The 16,356-nt window shown below is 39.7% G+C and carries 18 protein-coding genes; 14 read left to right on the forward strand and 4 right to left on the reverse strand.

The features are described from left to right. Positions 1–8 precede the first annotated feature (8 nt). From MV676_RS06950 to MV676_RS06995, 10 genes are read left to right on the forward strand one after another with little or no spacing between them, the layout of a single operon-like run. Positions 9–1,250 (forward strand): TolC family protein, encoded by a 1,242-nt coding sequence (locus MV676_RS06950; RefSeq protein ID WP_297446143.1) that lies wholly within the window; start codon positions 9–11, stop codon positions 1,248–1,250. Further along, positions 1,247–2,488, forward strand: coding sequence for an efflux RND transporter periplasmic adaptor subunit (locus MV676_RS06955; RefSeq protein ID WP_297446145.1), 1,242 nt, complete (start codon positions 1,247–1,249; stop codon positions 2,486–2,488). The genes MV676_RS06950 and MV676_RS06955 overlap by 4 nt, the downstream gene beginning before the upstream one ends. Further along, positions 2,489–3,178: an ABC transporter ATP-binding protein gene (locus MV676_RS06960; protein ID WP_022847043.1), complete on the forward strand. Its 690-nt coding sequence runs from the start codon at positions 2,489–2,491 to the stop codon at positions 3,176–3,178. Then, entirely contained in the window at positions 3,175–4,371 is a 1,197-nt protein-coding gene (locus MV676_RS06965) for an ABC transporter permease (protein ID WP_297446151.1), read from the forward strand. Before MV676_RS06960 ends, MV676_RS06965 begins: the two co-directional genes overlap by 4 nt. A gap of 3 nt (positions 4,372–4,374) precedes the next feature. Continuing rightward, entirely contained in the window at positions 4,375–5,571 is a 1,197-nt protein-coding gene (locus MV676_RS06970; protein WP_297446154.1) for an ABC transporter permease, read from the forward strand. Next, positions 5,564–5,770: a hypothetical protein gene (locus MV676_RS06975; RefSeq protein ID WP_022847046.1), complete on the forward strand. Its 207-nt coding sequence runs from the start codon at positions 5,564–5,566 to the stop codon at positions 5,768–5,770. Before MV676_RS06970 ends, MV676_RS06975 begins: the two co-directional genes overlap by 8 nt. A 10-nt stretch (positions 5,771–5,780) precedes the next feature. Next, positions 5,781–6,728, forward strand: coding sequence for an ATP-binding protein (locus MV676_RS06980; RefSeq protein WP_297446158.1), 948 nt, complete (start codon positions 5,781–5,783; stop codon positions 6,726–6,728). Next, the gene (locus tag MV676_RS06985; protein WP_022847048.1) at positions 6,706–7,515 is read left to right on the forward strand and encodes a menaquinone biosynthesis protein; all 810 of its coding nucleotides are present in this window, start codon (positions 6,706–6,708) and stop codon (positions 7,513–7,515) included. Before MV676_RS06980 ends, MV676_RS06985 begins: the two co-directional genes overlap by 23 nt. A 41-nt stretch (positions 7,516–7,556) precedes the next feature. Then, entirely contained in the window at positions 7,557–8,483 is a 927-nt protein-coding gene (locus MV676_RS06990) for a hypothetical protein (RefSeq protein WP_297446161.1), read from the forward strand. A gap of 7 nt (positions 8,484–8,490) precedes the next feature. After that, positions 8,491–8,871: a toprim domain-containing protein gene (locus MV676_RS06995; protein WP_022847050.1), complete on the forward strand. Its 381-nt coding sequence runs from the start codon at positions 8,491–8,493 to the stop codon at positions 8,869–8,871. Between the two features lie 28 nt (positions 8,872–8,899). Here the strand turns inward: MV676_RS06995 and trpD are convergent, their stop codons facing one another. From trpD to MV676_RS07015, 4 genes are read right to left on the reverse strand one after another with little or no spacing between them, the layout of a single operon-like run. Then, complete coding sequence (trpD, locus tag MV676_RS07000) at positions 8,900–9,934, reverse strand: anthranilate phosphoribosyltransferase (protein ID WP_297446163.1); 1,035 nt, start codon at positions 9,932–9,934, stop codon at positions 8,900–8,902. Positions 9,935–9,937: 3 nt separating this feature from the next. Then, positions 9,938–10,378 (reverse strand): DUF123 domain-containing protein, encoded by a 441-nt coding sequence (locus MV676_RS07005; protein WP_297446165.1) that lies wholly within the window; start codon positions 10,376–10,378, stop codon positions 9,938–9,940. Next, positions 10,375–11,931: an FAD-dependent protein gene (locus MV676_RS07010; protein ID WP_297446167.1), complete on the reverse strand. Its 1,557-nt coding sequence runs from the start codon at positions 11,929–11,931 to the stop codon at positions 10,375–10,377. Before MV676_RS07010 ends, MV676_RS07005 begins: the two co-directional genes overlap by 4 nt. Next, entirely contained in the window at positions 11,885–12,430 is a 546-nt protein-coding gene (locus MV676_RS07015; protein WP_297446169.1) for a hypothetical protein, read from the reverse strand. The genes MV676_RS07010 and MV676_RS07015 overlap by 47 nt, the downstream gene beginning before the upstream one ends. A gap of 76 nt (positions 12,431–12,506) precedes the next feature. Here MV676_RS07015 and MV676_RS07020 point away from each other — a divergent pair, with 76 nt between their 5' ends. The 4 genes from MV676_RS07020 to MV676_RS07035 are packed head-to-tail and all read left to right on the forward strand — an operon-like array spanning position 12,507 to position 16,268. Then, a complete protein-coding gene (locus MV676_RS07020; protein WP_297446172.1) occupies positions 12,507–13,547 on the forward strand; it encodes a potassium channel protein in 1,041 nt (346 codons plus the stop codon). Beyond that, on the forward strand, positions 13,547–13,900 hold the full coding sequence (locus MV676_RS07025) for a hypothetical protein (RefSeq protein WP_297446175.1): 354 nt from the start codon (positions 13,547–13,549) through the stop codon (positions 13,898–13,900). Before MV676_RS07020 ends, MV676_RS07025 begins: the two co-directional genes overlap by 1 nt. Before the next feature lie 53 nt (positions 13,901–13,953). After that, complete coding sequence (flgK, locus tag MV676_RS07030) at positions 13,954–15,312, forward strand: flagellar hook-associated protein FlgK (RefSeq protein ID WP_297446177.1); 1,359 nt, start codon at positions 13,954–13,956, stop codon at positions 15,310–15,312. A gap of 11 nt (positions 15,313–15,323) precedes the next feature. Further along, the gene (locus MV676_RS07035) at positions 15,324–16,268 is read left to right on the forward strand and encodes a flagellin (protein WP_297446179.1); all 945 of its coding nucleotides are present in this window, start codon (positions 15,324–15,326) and stop codon (positions 16,266–16,268) included. Positions 16,269–16,356: the final 88 nt, after the last annotated feature.

A 16,356-nucleotide genomic window follows, 5' to 3' on the forward strand; every position in this document is an offset into this window, starting at 1 on the left:
GTGAAGAGATGAAAAGGACGATAGCACTGCTGCTTCTTTTAACGGCAAATGGCTACAGCATGACCATAGGAGAGCTTAAAGAGGCTCTCAAGAATAACAACCTCGAAGTTAAACAGTCCATAAAAAGCCTTGAATCAGCGCAGTTCCAGAAAAGAGCAGACCTAAAAAAATTCTTTCCTGTTTTCAACATTCAGGCTTCAGCCTCAAGGTTTTATCCGTACACAACCACAACGGGGAAAGCGTGGGAAAACGACTATAATGCCGGAATAACAGCAACGGCAAACATCTGGAACTTTCAAACAAGAACAAAGGTAAAAATTGACACGGCTCAGATAGAAAGCCAGAAATTAGCAATAGATAAAACATTTGAAGACATATACCTTCAAGGAATAAGCTACCTGTTGCAATTAAAAGGAGCAGAAAAGAAGATAGCGTTAAGAAAAAAAGAGCTTGAAAATGCCCAAAAAATATACAGGGTAGCAAGGGCAAGGTACGACCAGGGACTTGTGCTTATAACGGACGTCTTAAAAGCCCGTGCAAACGTGGAAAAGGCAAAAAGCACCCTGATCGCAGCAGAAAGTGAAAAGGAAAAGATAGAAACGGCACTGCAGAGCCTTTTAAATACCGATAGGAACATAACAGCTGACGTAAAACTTTCTGACAACCTGACAGTCCCTTCCGTAAAGGAACTTGTTAAAAATGCGGTAGAAACCAGAAAAGAGATAGCAATTCAGAAACTGAAGATAAAAATCGCTGAACTGTCAGTTCAATCTGTAAAAGACGGCAACAAACCTTCTGTAACTGTTTCAGCATCGTACTTTAGAGAGAGTCACGACCTGTCATTTGAAAATGAAAACTACAACCTTCAGGTAAGCCTTAACTGGAGGATATTTGACTCATTCCAAACAAAATACGCAGCGCTATCTGCCGAAAAAGAGAAAGAGATGGCAGAAATTGAACTTGCAAAACTTAAAAATCAGATTAAAAAAGAGGTTTTAGATAGCTACACTGACTTCAAAACGGCAAAGGCAAACCTTGAAAATGCCAGAAGTTACCTGAGGTTTGCTCAAAAAACCTACGAAAGAACACTAAATGAATATGAACTGGGCGTTTCTGACCTTGTATCTTTGCTTTCGGCCTACAACGAATACACAAATGCCGAAGAAAACTTTACCGATAATCTGGTTAACCTTAATATAGCTTACTACAAACTACTTAAAAGCGCTGGAATGCTTGGAGGATCAAAGTGAAAAAGATAATAGCCCTGATAGGAATAATCATACTGATAGCTGGTGGTGTGTTTATCGCTAAAAGGGAAAAGAGCAGGGAATTAATACCTGTAAAAACGGCAAAGGTAAAGAGGGGAATGGTAAAAAATGTCGTTGAAGCGTCCGGAATGATGAAACCTCAGGTGGGTGCAAAGGTAAAGGTTGGAGCAAGAATATCCGGTACTGTTTTAAAAGAGAATGTAAAGGTTGGCGACTTTGTTAAAAAAGGTGATCTTATAGCCGTAATAGACAACAGAGAACTAAGAGAAAACTTAAAAATAGCAGAAGCAAACCTGAAAGAAATAGAAAAGAACTATCCTAAGAGAATAAAAACACAGGAGCTTGCCGTTAAAAGTGCAGAAGCAAACCTGAAATCTGCGGAACTTAAACTTAAAACGGAAAGGGCAAACTACAACCTCAAAAAGTGGGAGTTCGAAAGGCAGGAAAACCTTTACAAAACAGGCTACACAACAGAAAACGCCTACAGACAGGCAAAGGCAGCTTACGAAAATGCCAAAAACAGCTTAAAAGCGGCAGAGGAAGCCGTAAAACAGGCGAAGCTTGCACTTGAAAAAGAGAAAGAAGCACTCTCACAGCTTAAAACAGAGTTTAAGGAAAAACTCAAGCAGGCAAAAGCCCAGTATGAACAGGCAAAAATCAGGTTCTCCTACTCATACATCTATGCACCTAAATCCGGTGTTATCTCCTACGTTTCAACACAGGAAGGAGAAACCGTGGTAGCAGGATTGAACGCACCTGAATTTGTAACAATTCTCGTTCCTGATAAGCTTGAAAACTGGATATACGTAGATGAAACAGAGATCGGAAAGATAAAGAAAGGACAGAAAGTTCAATTCACCGTTGACACGTACAGAAACAAAACCTTTGAAGGAAAAGTCGTTGAAATATATCCGGAACCAAAAGTTCTTAACAATGTCGTTTACTACATCGTCGTTGCAAGAGGATTTAAGAAGGCAGCTCTTCTTAAGCCTGACATGACAACCCATAACGAAATTATTATAGGTATCAAGAAAAATGTGCTGGTTGTTCCAAACAGTGCCGTTAAATGGAAAAAAGGGAAGTACGTGGTTTATAAGGTTGTTAACGGAAAAGTGAAAGAAGTTCCTGTTGAAGTGGGCTGGTCTGACGACAAGTACATGGAAATTGTCAAAGGTCTCAAAGAGGGCGATACCATAGCACTCAAGGTAAAGGTGAAGTAAATGGAACTTATAAGGCTTGAAAACATAACAAAAACTTTCTACCAGGGAGACATAGAAACAAAGGTCCTAAAAGGAATAAACCTGACCATAAACGAAGGTGACTTTGTTGCCATAATGGGTCCTTCCGGTTCTGGAAAATCAACCCTTATGTACATAATAGGTTTCCTTGACAAACCTACCAGTGGTAAATACTACTTCCGGGGCGAAGACGTATCATCGTTTGATGACGACAGAATATCAAGGTTAAGAGGAAGACACATAGGATTTGTTTTCCAGTCTTTCTATCTTGTTCCATACCTGAGTGTAAGAGACAATGTCCTTTTACCAACAATTTACCTCAAAGGTAGTGAAAAAAAAGAAGTATTTAAAGATACAACACCTGAAAAGAAGGCAGAGGAAATACTGACGCGCCTTGGCCTAAAGGAGAGAATACCCTTTAGACCAGACCAGCTTTCCGGCGGGCAGAAACAGAGAGTTGCAATAGCAAGAGCTCTTATAAACTCTCCATCTCTCATCATAGCCGACGAACCTACAGGTGCACTTGACCAGGCTTCCGGAAAAGCGGTTATGGAAATATTTACGGAACTTAACAGAGAGGGGAAAACAATACTTATCGTTACTCACGACCCTGAAGTTGCCCGTTACGCAAAGAGAATTGTCAGAATAAAAGATGGAGTGATTGAAGAGTGAACGGGCTTTACTTTAAGGACTTATTTTCATCTCTATACCACAATAAGGTTAGAACAGCCTTTGCTCTGCTTGGCATTGTAATGGGCGTGGCATCTCTTGTTCTTATTGTTGCTGCCATACAGGGAAGCACCTTAAGGGCGAGAAAGATTATTCAGAAACTTGGACCTGATTCAATATTTATAGTATCGGGAAAGATGGGAGCAGGCCCAAGACACAGAACAATGACACTTACAATGGAAGATGTAAGGGAAATTTCAAGGCTTGAAGGCATCTTCGCACTTACATACGGACTGATAAAACCCGTTAGAATTTCTGCCGGAAAGTACGCAAAGACAACAACCAGCTTTGGCGTCGGTCCAAACTGGATAACCTCCTGGAACTATCATATAGATGTAGGTAGAGATTTCACCCCGAACGACTTTAAAAACTTCAGAAAGGTTTGCATCGTCGGATGGGATGTTGCGAATTTCCTTTTTCCCAATCAAAACCCCATAGGAAAAGTGGTTATAGTTGAAAAAACACCTTTTAGAATCGTTGGTGTCTATAAAAGGCGGGGGAAAACACCTCAGGGAAGAAACATGGACGACAGAATTTTTATACCCTATCCCATATACAAAAAGGTTGTCTTTCCGCTCAAAGAGGATTACATATCACTCATAAGATTCAGAGTAAGAAACATGGATGAATATAATCTCATTTTAAAGGAAACAAAGCAAATACTCTCACGGAGACATAATATAAAAACAGAACTTACAATAATTACACCATCTCTTGTGAAAAAAGTGCTGTCCATGATAAGTGCAAGTCTATCAATGTTCCTGGGACTTGCATCAATAACGGCTTTGGTCGTTGGTGGTTTTGTTCTCTCAAGTATTTTCTACATAAACATCTACGTGAGGCAGTGGGAAATAGGACTTAGAAGAGCAATGGGAGCAACAAAAAGGGACATTCTCATAAGGATAATGGCAGAAAGTGTCGTAATAGCAATACTTGGAGCTATAATTGGAACGGCCGTAGGACTCTTGGGCGTTAAAATCGTCCTTCCGCTGCTTTCCATACCCGTGGTTTATCCTGTTGAAGCCTTTATCCTTGCAGTTGCCTTTTCAATTGCAGTTGGACTGATAGCATCCTACGCACCGGCTAAAAAAGCGGCAGAATTTGAACCGGTAGAATCTTTAAGGTCAAAGGTTTAAGCGATGATAGAGATAGAAACGATACTTCATTATTTTGGAAGTAACAAAAAGAGAACTGTTTTAGCGGTCATAGGCGTTGCCATTGGTGTCTTTTCACTTGTCCTCATGATGGGAATAACAGGCGCCATGCAAAACAAGGTAAATAGGTACCTTGGTGACCTGGGAAGTCAGGTCTTTGTTGTTATTCCCGGAGAAATCAAAAACTTAGGCGGAAGGCTGCTCCAGGTAAAATTCTTTCCAACATTAACGTTAAAAGACGCAAAAGCAATTGAAGAAAGGTGTGTTCTTGTAAAGGAAACATCACCAATAAAAGAGGTCTATCCTCCCGTTCACGCAAATGGAAAGTTCTCAACACCAAAAGTTTTAGGCGTTGATGAAAACTACGCAGAGATAACCTCTTCATACCCTGCAGCGGGAAGATTTATAACAAAAAACGATGTAAAAGAATTTCGGCAGGTAGCTGTCATTGGTGTTGAGGTAGCCAGGGATCTTTTTGGCGAAAAGTACCCCGTTGGAAAAACGCTTTACTTATACAACGCCCCCTACAAGATAATCGGCGTTCTGCCCGAAAAAGGAACAGACATATCAGGTGAAAACTTAGACAACAGAGTTTTAGTCCCGATAAGCTGTGCAGTAAGAAGATTGGAAAACGTTGACTATATAGATGGCATCTATGTCCTACCCGTATCTGAAAAGGTTGTTGACAATGCGATGAAAGAGGTCTCTTCCCTCCTTAAAAAGAGGCACGGAAAAAAAGACTTTTCCATAAGCCGTTACGAAGACCTTGTCAACACTCAAAAAGAAGCTATGAAAATATTTTCTGTTCTTAGCGTAACCGTAGCAACAATAGCTTTCAGCGTCGGTGCACTTGGAATATTAGCAGTGATGACACTATCTGTCTATGAAAGACTTGTAGAAATTGGTGTCAGGAGAGCTTTTGGTGCAACCAAGATGGACATCTTCAAACAGTTTCTCACGGAAGCAACAATTCTCTCTCTAACCGGTTCTGTTTCTGGCGCCGTAATAGCAACGGGGCTTGTAAACATCATCGCAAAAATAGCAAAATGGCAGCCATATATCCCGGTAAAAGGAATACTTATATCCATAGCACTCTCTGTGGCAGTTGGACTTATTGCAGGCGTCTATCCGGCAATGAGAGCCACATCTTTTGAACCGAAGGAGATACTGAAGGATGCATGAAATAAGCGTCGAAATAGATGGAAAGGTGATAACCGTCCCAATAAAAAAGCGTTCCATAAGGGTGGATTCCTTACTTGAAAAACTTTCAATCTATCCTGAAACTGCCGTTGTTATCAGAGGGAAGGAACTTTTATGCGACGATGATAGGATAAACGAAGGGGAAAAGGTTAAAATAGTCGTAGCTACTTCAAAAGGTTAAGGCGGTTTACATGCTATGTAAAATCTGTAAAGCAAAAGGGAAGAGAGAAAAAGCTGTTATTTTTATAAGACACCACAAACTTGCCCTCTGCAAAAATCACTTTTTAGAATGGTTTGAAAAACAAACGCTTAAAACTATAAAACACTTTTCCATGTTTAACAGAGGAGAAAAAATTGGCGTTGCCGTTTCCGGTGGTAAAGACAGTCTATCTTTATGGCAGCTTTTAACAGAAGCTGGTTTTGAAACGGTAGGTATTCACATATCTTTAGGTATAGGTAAAGATAATTACTCAGAAAAATCTCTAAAACTCTGTGAAAAACTTTCAGAAAAGTTAAATCGTCCGCTTATCGTCTTTGACCTAAAAGAAGAATTCGGTTACACAATAGAAGAGATTGCAAAGCTTTCGGGAAGAAAAGACGTCTGTTCTGTCTGTGGAACGTTTAAAAGATACCTGATGAACAAAATAGCCATTGAGGAAAACCTATCAGTAGTAGCAACCGGACACAACCTTGACGACGAATCTGCAGTTCTGCTTTCAAACACCATAAGATGGGAAACGGGATACCTTGGCAGACAATATCCTGTTCTTAGTGAAAGAGAAGGCTTTGCAAGGAAGGTAAAACCTTTCTGCTTTCTAACAGAAAAGGAGATTGTAAGCTACGCCATTTTAAAAGGAATAGATTTCATGGAAACGGGCTGTCCCAACGCAAAAACTGCAACTTCTCCCGTTTACAAACAGGCCCTTGCCTTCCTTGAACACAAAATGGCAGGGACAAAACTCAGGTTTTACAAAGAATTCTTAAAGAAAGCTAAACCACTGTTTGAAAAAGAGGCAAAAGAGGAATACAATCTTACACCGTGCAAAATTTGCGGAATGCCAACAACTGCAAATGTGTGTTCCGTCTGCAGAATTCTTGAGAAGATAAGAGGTGTAAATGCTAAAAGTGGGAAAAATTGAATATATAAACGTTCTACCTGTATACTTCGGATTTATTGACAGCGCCGTACCCTTTGACTACCAGTTCACAGAGGCAGTACCCTCTGCCCTAAACGAGTTTTTAAGAGAAGGAAAAATAGATGTAAGCCCCATATCTTCCTACGAATTCATAACAAACAGTGAAAGGTACCTTCTATTTCCAGACCTTTCAATATCATCTTTTGGAAGAGTAAAAAGTGTTCTCTTCTTCTCAAAACTGCCAATCCATCAGCTCCACAGAAAAGATGTATGGCTTACAAAAAGTTCAATGACCTCAAGGGCACTTATTGAATACCTTTTAAAAAATCGGTATGGTGTCGAACCTAACTACTACTACTACAGCATGAAGGAAGGCAATCTTCCAAAGAGTGCAACAGCCGTTCTGGCAATAGGTGATGACGCCTTCAAACTTCTAAAAGACAAAAACTACCGCTTCATATACGATTTAGGGGAGGAATGGCACAACATCTACGATCTTCCATTTGTCTTTGCCGTCTGGGCAGTAAGAAGGGATACTGCTGAAAATCATCCACTATCTGTTAAAAAAATCTTTGAAAAATTCATAGAATCAAAAAGTTACGGTCTGGCACATCTTGAGAAGATAGCTAAAAGGTATGCTAAAAAAGTTGGACTAACGGAAGACGAATGCATGGAATACTTTAAGTGCCTCAACTACGACCTGACAAACCTTCATAAAAAAGCTATCAATAAGTTTGCAAATCTTTTAGGTTTTGAAATAGACGTTGAAAAGTTCCTGCTTTCTACCTGAATTCCTATATTTTTCTCTAACAAATCACCGCGGAGATCTGCATGCACATAGACTTTTTCAGACTCTATTTAATGATAATATCCTCAATAACCTTTGGATATCTGATAGCTGCCATAAGTGTTGAAACGGGTTTTATTAACTGGCTCGGACTCAAAACGGTAAAACTTTCTAAAATAGGCATTCATCCGCTACTATCGCCCATCCCCATTCTCTACCTTGTAAGTCCCCGGGCAGCACACCTTCACGCCTCTAAACTGCTGAAAGAGGGAAAGATAAAACCGAGAGACCTTTATATTACCGCTGCCGCTTCAAACTTTCCTATGAGAATAACTTTTCTCTACAGATACTACTTTCTTGTTCTGATACCGTTAATAGGATGGATTGCCGTTTACTATGGCCTTTTAAGACTCCTCTTTGACACTGTAGTTCTGTTTATCGTACTTATAACAGGAAGACGCATCTACAAAAACATAAAAAGACCAGGAAACGACAGTGAAACGATAAAAATTCAGCTTAACTACGAAACTTTAAAAAAAGGAATAGCCTCAGGCCTAAAAGAGGGGGGAAAGTTCATTATAAAATTTTCACCTCTATTTGGATTTGTCACATTTCTTATAAATCACGGCATAATGGACAAAGTGCTTACATTTATGTCACCTCTCCTTAAATGGGCAGGGCTTGACAACCTGTGCGCAACCTACGTAGCAACAGCAGCCATAAGCCCTCCAGTGGCATACGGTCTTATAAAAGTAATGATTGCAAAACACTACCCGCTTATAAAAATTTTAGGCGCTATGTTTATCGGAAACGCATGCTTTACATTTTTAAGAGCCTGGTGGGCGTATGTTCTACCTTATTATCTGGGACTTTATCCCATGAAAGTAACGATAATTCTTATATTTATACAGAGTTTTCTGCCAGCTTTATACAATCTTTCCATGGGCATAATATTCAGCAAGTTTTTATGAGGAAAGGATGGAAAGAGAAAGTGTAAAAAAGCTTAAAAACTGGATTCTGTCCCTTAAAAATTTTTTAAACTCAGCGGAAAACACGGCCGTTGTCGTTGAGGGGAAGAGGGATTTAGCCGCATTAGAAAGGTTTGGCGTTTATCCGGTATTTGCATTAAAAGGCATGGGATTTCACTCTTTCTCAGAAATGCTGGCCGATGAAAAAGGCATAAGGCTTGTAATCCTCATAACAGACTTTGATCCAGAAGGTGAAGAAATAGCGAGAAAACTTCAAAGAGTTCTCTCAAAATACAACATTAAGGTTGATACCTCTTTCAGAGAAAGTTTAAGAGAAACCGGGCTAAAATTTGTTGAGGAGATCCCGGAAAAACTGAGAATGGCTTTTTAAAAAGCCTGTCCGAAGACAGGCATAAAATTCACTGGAACCGCTGACTTACTTCAATCACCTTCTTCAAAACTTCAAAAGGCCTACCTTCGTTTAAAAGGTCAAGAGCAAGCCTCACACCTTCAGAAGGTGAAGCAACTTTCCCTGCAACGTAAAAACCAAACCCGGCGTTAAGGGCAACCATATCCCTTTTAGCAGATTTGTCTTCTCCTTTCAAAATAGCCTCTATCATTCTCTTATTATCGTCAAGAGTTTCTGCAGCAGCTATTTCTTTAATGTCAGCTTTTTCAAAGCCAAAATCTTCCGGAGAAACCACATAGCTTTTAACATCACCGTCCAAAAGTTCAGTTATCTTCGTTCTTTCACAGATTGTAATCTCATCCATACCGTCAAAACCATGAACTATACAGGCTTTCTTAACTCCAAGCTTTGAAAGAACACCGGCAATCTTCTCTGAAAGTTCGCCGTCAAATATACCCATAAGCTGCCTCATGGCACCGGCAGGGTTGGTAAGAGGTCCTAAAATGTTAAAAACTGTCCTGACACCAAGTTCTCTTCTTGGCTTTATAACATTTGCCATAGCCGGATGAAAAACTGGAGCAAACATAAAACCAAATCCCGTTTCTTCTATACATTTCCCAACTTCTTCAGGCTGAAGGTCTATCTTTACACCAAGAGCCTCAAGGATATCGGCACTTCCACACTTACTTGAAACAGACCTGTTGCCGTGTTTCGCAACAGAAACACCACCAGCAGCAAGGACAAAAGCAACCGTCGTAGAAACGTTGAACGTTCCTTTTAAATCACCACCAGTTCCACAGGTATCCACTATCTTCTCTTTAAGGCTCTCTGAAAGATAAACCTTTCTACTTTTTTCTCTCATCGCAGAAGCGGCACCCGCTATTTCCTCTGTCGTCTCACCCTTCATTCTCAGAGCAACCAGAATACCTGCTATCTGCGCCGGCGTAAGCTCACCCCCCATGATCTTTCCAAAAAGCTCTCTGGTCTCCTCATAAGAAAGGTTCTCTCTTTTTATTACCTTCTCAAGAACTGCCCGATATTCCATAACTCACCCCCTGAATTTGAAAACGATGAATGGTAAATCGGAAACAATTTTATCAATTTCAGAAAGAGAATTAACGATAAAAAGGTGAGAAACACAGGAACAATCAGAACAACCAAAGCCTGAAATAGCACTAAAAACACCCTTAAACCTTTCAGCAATTTCACACTCAATTCTTTTTTCTAAAAAACAGTAAACGGCAACTGGAGTAAAAAACCTTGACGTAGAAACGTAATCAAAATGCCAGTGTTTCTTTTTTCTCTTCTTCAAATGTCTATTTAATCTGCTATTTAATCCGCCCGAACCAAAAGCAGAACCAATATAACCGTAAGTCGCTTCAGGAAGAAGAAAAACTCTTCTTTTCGTTTGAATTTTTCTCTCTTTTTTCAGGTTAAAAACAATAATGTAGGTTCCCCTGCTATCTGGAAATTCTATTCTGGACTTCAACTATTATCCTCCAGAATGGAAAGGGCAACATTCATACCGTCAATGGCAGAACTTGTTATACCACCGGCATAACCTGCCCCCTCACCCGCCGGATAGAGATTTTTAAAATTTAAAGCTCTAAACCGCTCATCCCTCAATATCCGAACGGGAGAAGAAGTTCTGGTTTCAACACCTACAACTGTAGCTTCATCACTGACAAAACGTTTTAATTTCTTTTCCCAATATTTAAAAGCCCTTTTAAGCGAAGCTGTAACAAATGGAGGCAGAATACGGTCAACCCGGGCAGGCGAAATTTCAGGAATAAAACCGTGTTTTGGCAGTTTCTTGAAGGGTGTTTCCCTTCCCTTTATAAAGTCCATAAGGTTCTGGGCAGGCATAGCATAGTTACCACCACCTGCCATAAAGGCTGCCCTTTCAAGCTTTCTCTGAAACTCAACTGCCTTAAGGGGATCATTACCAAAATCATCGGGAAGAACCTGAACAACTATGGCACTGTTTGCCATAACACCTTCCCTTGCAAAGTTACTCATACCGTTGGTAACAACCGTGTTCTTCTCTGAGGAGGAACAGATAACAACACCACCGGGACACATGCAGAACGAAAAAACGCCCCTATCCCCGGCCTTTGCAGTTACAGCATACTCTGCCGGTGGAAGGTCAGGATTCTCAAAGTATTTTCCGTACTGCATTCTATTTATCAACCTCTGAGGATGGATAATCCTCACACCAACGGAAAAAGGCTTTGCAGTAAGTTCCACGTTAAAATTTTTAAGCATTGAAAAAGTATCTCTTGCACTGTTCCCAATTGCAAAAATAACTGCATCAAACTTTTCTTCATAAACCCTATCCTCAATTAAGTCCCTCACTCTCAGGGAAGTGACCTTTCCCTCATTTACATTCATACCCACAACAAGCGAAGAAAAACGAAACTCAACACCGCCACTTTCAAGGGTCTTCCTCATAGAAGGAATCACCTTTCTCAGCTTATCGGTACCGATATGAGGTTTAGAAAGGTAAAGTATCTCCTCGGGTGCACCGTGTTCAACAAGCACACTGTAAACAAAATGTTTTTTCTTATCCTTTACCCTTGTAGTTAACTTTCCGTCTGAAAATGTTCCGGCTCCACCTTCACCAAACTGAACATTGGAGTTTTCATCAAGAACTCTTTTTACCCAGAATCTCTGAACATCTTCCTCTCTCTCTTCAATTCTTTTGCCCCTCTCAAAAACAACAACTCTAACCCCACCAGCTAACAGCGCATAGGCAGCAAAAAGGCCGGCAGGACCAGAACCAACAACAGCGACCTTTAAATTCTTATTAACAGACGGAATCTCTATTTCAGGAAGGGGCTTGTGAATGCGACAACCGGACGCAATCAACCTTTCTGCTACCTCTTCGTCAACATCAAAAAGCAAACGGTAAACAAACTCAGGTTTCTTCCTCGCATCAAGTGATTTCTTTAAAATAGCGAACCTTAAAGGATACCCCTTCTCTCTCAGTTTGTCTTCAAGCCTTTCGCCTATCTTTACTTTTACATCTCCTTCTACCAGCATGAGGAACCTCTATCTTAAGCTCTTCAAAAAACTTTAAAAGTCCATCTTCAAAAATCTCTATCTCCCTCTCAAGTTCACAAACAACTTCCTCTTCAAGAGGTTCTATATCAATAATTACAATCTCATCGAACCTTCTTAAACCCAAACGTTTTTCAACCTTCTCCTTAACATATATCAGCGAATCTCTCCTGAGCACCTCTGCTTTCTCAAGGGCATCACCTATAAATTTCTCAGCATTATCAATATCCCTCTGTTTTATCCGACCTGAAAGCAAAAAAGAAAAGGAAACCTTAACAGGTCTCTCTATGGGAAAATGCTCCATCCCGTATTTCTGTTTCTGAATGTGAAACTGGAAAACAGCCTCTCTCTGTGAAGAAAGAACGGAAGGATTATTAATAATAAAAGGCTTCATTTCACCGTAAACCCTTCTGTGAGAAATCTTTTTATAGTTAGCCTTACTTGGAATCTTACCGACAAAATAGAAACGAAATTTCTCCATAAAAAGCACTTCCAGTGTTAATGATATAATTTCCTGAAAATTGTAACAAATAAAAACTTACACAAAAGGAAGGGAAATGTCCGTACAAGAGATAAAGTACCTTAGAAAACATGTAGTAAGAAAGTTTATCCGTATTCTTATACTCTTACTCAGCGTCACTTTATTTTCCACTTTAGGAATAATGCTAATAGAACACTGGTCCTTTTTTGATGCGCTGTGGCACGTAATAATAACTATATCAACAGTCGGCTACGGAGAAATTCATCCCTTAACAAAGACAGGAAAAATATTCACAATAATTATAATAATTGTTGCTTTTAGCGTTTACGCATATAGTGCTTCAACCATAGCATATTTAATCTTCGAAGGTGACCTGAAAAAATACTTTGCGTTGAAGAGGTTGGAAAAAATGATTTCCCAGATGAAAAATCACACGATAGTATGCGGCCTTGGGAGGACAGGATTGGCAGCTATTCAGGAACTACACAAAGAACACATTCCTTTCGTGGTTATTGAAAAAGATCACGAAAAAATAAACAAAGCCTTAGAAACGTTTCACAACATGAGATATATAGTTGGAGATGCAACAAATGATGAAATACTGCTCAAAGCCGGAATAAAATCCGCTGCGAACCTCATAATTACAACATCAAACGACTCCAATAACCTTTTTATAACGCTATCTGCCAAGAACCTGAATCCAAAAGTGAAAATAGTAGCAAGAGCATCGGAAGAATCCAGCATTCCGAAACTCAAAATGGCCGGAGCTGACGAAGTTATTTCACCTAACACTATTGGCGGCATTAGAATGGCATCAATAGCCATAAGACCTAGCGTTGTCAGTTTCCTTGACATCGTTACAAGGCACGGCGAAATAGATCTAAGACTTGAAGAGGTTAAAATTCCCATGGGTTCTCCTGTCCACGGGAAACTCCTGAAAGACGTTCAAATTCCTCAGAAAACAGGCGTAATCGTCATAGGCATCAAAAGAGAAGATGGATCGTTTATCCTCAACCCGGTATCCACAACGATGCTTCTAAGAGGTGATACAATAATTATCATAGGAACTACTGAGCAATTTGAAAAACTGAAAAAACTGATAAGAGGGGAACATTGATGGACATTAAGGAAGAATTGGATAACATTTTAAAATTATTAGAAGAAGAAAATGTGTTGCTTAAAAAGGGAATAGCAGAACCCAAAACAGCAGATATGCTGTTTGAAATTAGCGAACAGAAGAGAAAGATACTCGCAAAAATAGCAAAATTAGAAGCAAAGGATCTCAATCCATTTAGAGATACCATCAAAAAAATTGAAGAACTTAACAAGCGAAATAGTATTTTACTCCTGAACAACATAGATATATTAGAAGAAACCGTTAAAACTTTAATTCCGGAAGAGTATGTTGATGTCTATTCAAAGAACGGGAAAATATCACAAAACCGCTCAATATTCGGGAAGAAGGTATAAAAATTCATCGACTTTAAACGATAATAGAGTTTAGAAGTTTGCCGGAGGGAAAAATGTCACTCTTATACGCGCTATCAATAGCTGGGCAATCGTTACTAACCTATCAAGATGCGATAAATGTCACCAATAAAAACATCTCAAACGCATTCACAGATGGATACTCAAGAGAAGAAGCCATAATTGCAGATCTTCCCGCAAGGAGCGGCGCTTACATACAAAATATAAGAAGGCTATCGAGCAAAATAATATTCAGCAGGTACATAAAAGCAAATCAGGAAACGGAAGGACTAAACGACTACAAAAGCATACTTGATCAGGTTGAAGACGTGTTTAATGAAACAGCCGGAGGCGGTTTTGGAGCTGCCCTTAACGACTTTTTTGCATCCCTTAACGACATAGCAGTAAACCCCGGTGACTTAACAGCAAGATATGCAGCCCTTTCAAAGGCAAAAGCTTTAGTAGGAAGAATAAGGGATTCTTATTCATATCTGACGGACATAAAAGATAAAACAACCTTAGGCGTAAAAGATACAGTGGATAACATCAATCGTCTAACGGAAAAGCTTGCCGACATTAATAAAAACCTCAAGCTCTTTTATGCATCAAACAAAGAAAAGTACAACGAATACCTTGACGAAAGAGATAGAGCGTTAAAGGAACTAAGTGCTCTCGTAGATACAAAAGTTACATTCCACGATGACGGCACCGTTAACGTTTCAACTGCAAAGGGATTCGCGTTAGTAATCGGCATTGACTCAAAAAAACTCTCTTTTTCGACTGATGGAAACAACAACCCGGTAATCAGGTGGAACAACACAGATATAACTTCTGAATTTCAGAACGGAAAACTTGGTGGATACCTGAAAGGTGTCTCATTCATTAACGAAACAATAGATAGACTAAATACATTCACAACAGAGTTCGCCAACGCGATAAACAACCAACATAAAGCTGGATATGATTTAAACGGAAATCCCGGAACAGACTTTTTCACGAGTGACAACGGTTCTTCAACTATAGACGCTTCAAACATAACGCTAAACTTTGAAGATCCAGAACTCATAGCAGCATCAGGAAACGCCACCTATCCAGACTCTGACAATACAAATATCAAAGCCATAATAGCGCTTGAAGATACACCAATATCAGGTCTTAATAATCAAACCTTTTCAGAATACTACTCAACCGAAATCATTACGCCGATAGCGACACAGACAAACCAGACAGACAACTTAATAAAGTCTTCTACAGAGATAAGAGATTCCCTCGACCAGCAGTTAAAAGAGATCTCCTCAGTAAACACAGACGAAGAATTTATAAACCTTACAAAATTCCAGAGAGCTTACGAAGCATCAGCAAAGGTTGTAAGCGTTGCAGACGAACTGATACAAACAATCCTCAACATGGTTTAGTGAGGTAAAGGATGAGAATACCGGATATAGCATACTTTGACATTTTTAAAAAGTACGACCGAATAAGGCAGGAAGAATTAGAAAGGTATAACCTTGAAGCAGCATCCGGCAAAAAACTTTTAAAACCGTCTGATGATCCTGTAAATTTCGTGAGAGCCTTAAGGTACAAAGAGTTAAACAAAAACATTGAGACATACCTCAGAAACAGTGATCTCGTTCTAACAAAACTTGAAGCGGCAGAATCAACAATGGGAACGATAGTGAACACAGGAGAAGCCCTGAGAGTTAAAATAGTTCAAATACTAAATACGGGCGTCATAACCGATGACGAGGCAAAAGCTCTTAAAGATTACTTCTTAAAGATGAAAGATTACATAATAAATCAGGCAAACATCTCTATTGGCGAAGATTATCTTTTCGGAGGCGTAAAATCAAAAACTGCACCTTTTACAGCTGATGGAACGTATCAGGGCGAAACGGAAGAAACCACGGCACCTATATCAAAAGGTGTGGAGCTTAACACCACATACAACGGTGCCGAATACATGGGCGTTAATTATGCATCAGGAAAAATACTTTTAGTCGATGTAATAGATACAATAGTAAACGCCATAGACAGTGGCAATTTAGATCAGCTTAACAACATGACAATAAACGTTGACCTTGATAACACCGGAACGACACAGCAGATGAAGATACTTGACGCTTTCGATGCAGGACTTTCAAAAATAATGGAACACCGCTCGCAGATAGGAAGCCAGATAGCAACCTTAAACGACCTTAAAACGCAGAACGAATCTCTCAAGCTTAAATTCACAAACCTTGTGTCAGAAATGGAAGACGCCGATTACTCAGAAGTTATAATGAATCTTCAAAAGAGTCAAACAGCATATCAAGCACTCCTTGTCGCCATATCAAACACCAAGGATTTAAGCCTGTTAAACTTCCTTAAGTAAATACCGGGGCAGCTGCCCCTTCCCATCCCAATCACCTTTGTAAGAAAATAGACACCGTAGCAAAAATTTGGTGCAGGTTTATATTTCT

The sequence above is a fragment of the Desulfurobacterium sp. genome (assembly GCF_027028515.1).
Taxonomy (GTDB): domain Bacteria; phylum Aquificota; class Aquificia; order Desulfurobacteriales; family Desulfurobacteriaceae; genus Desulfurobacterium_A.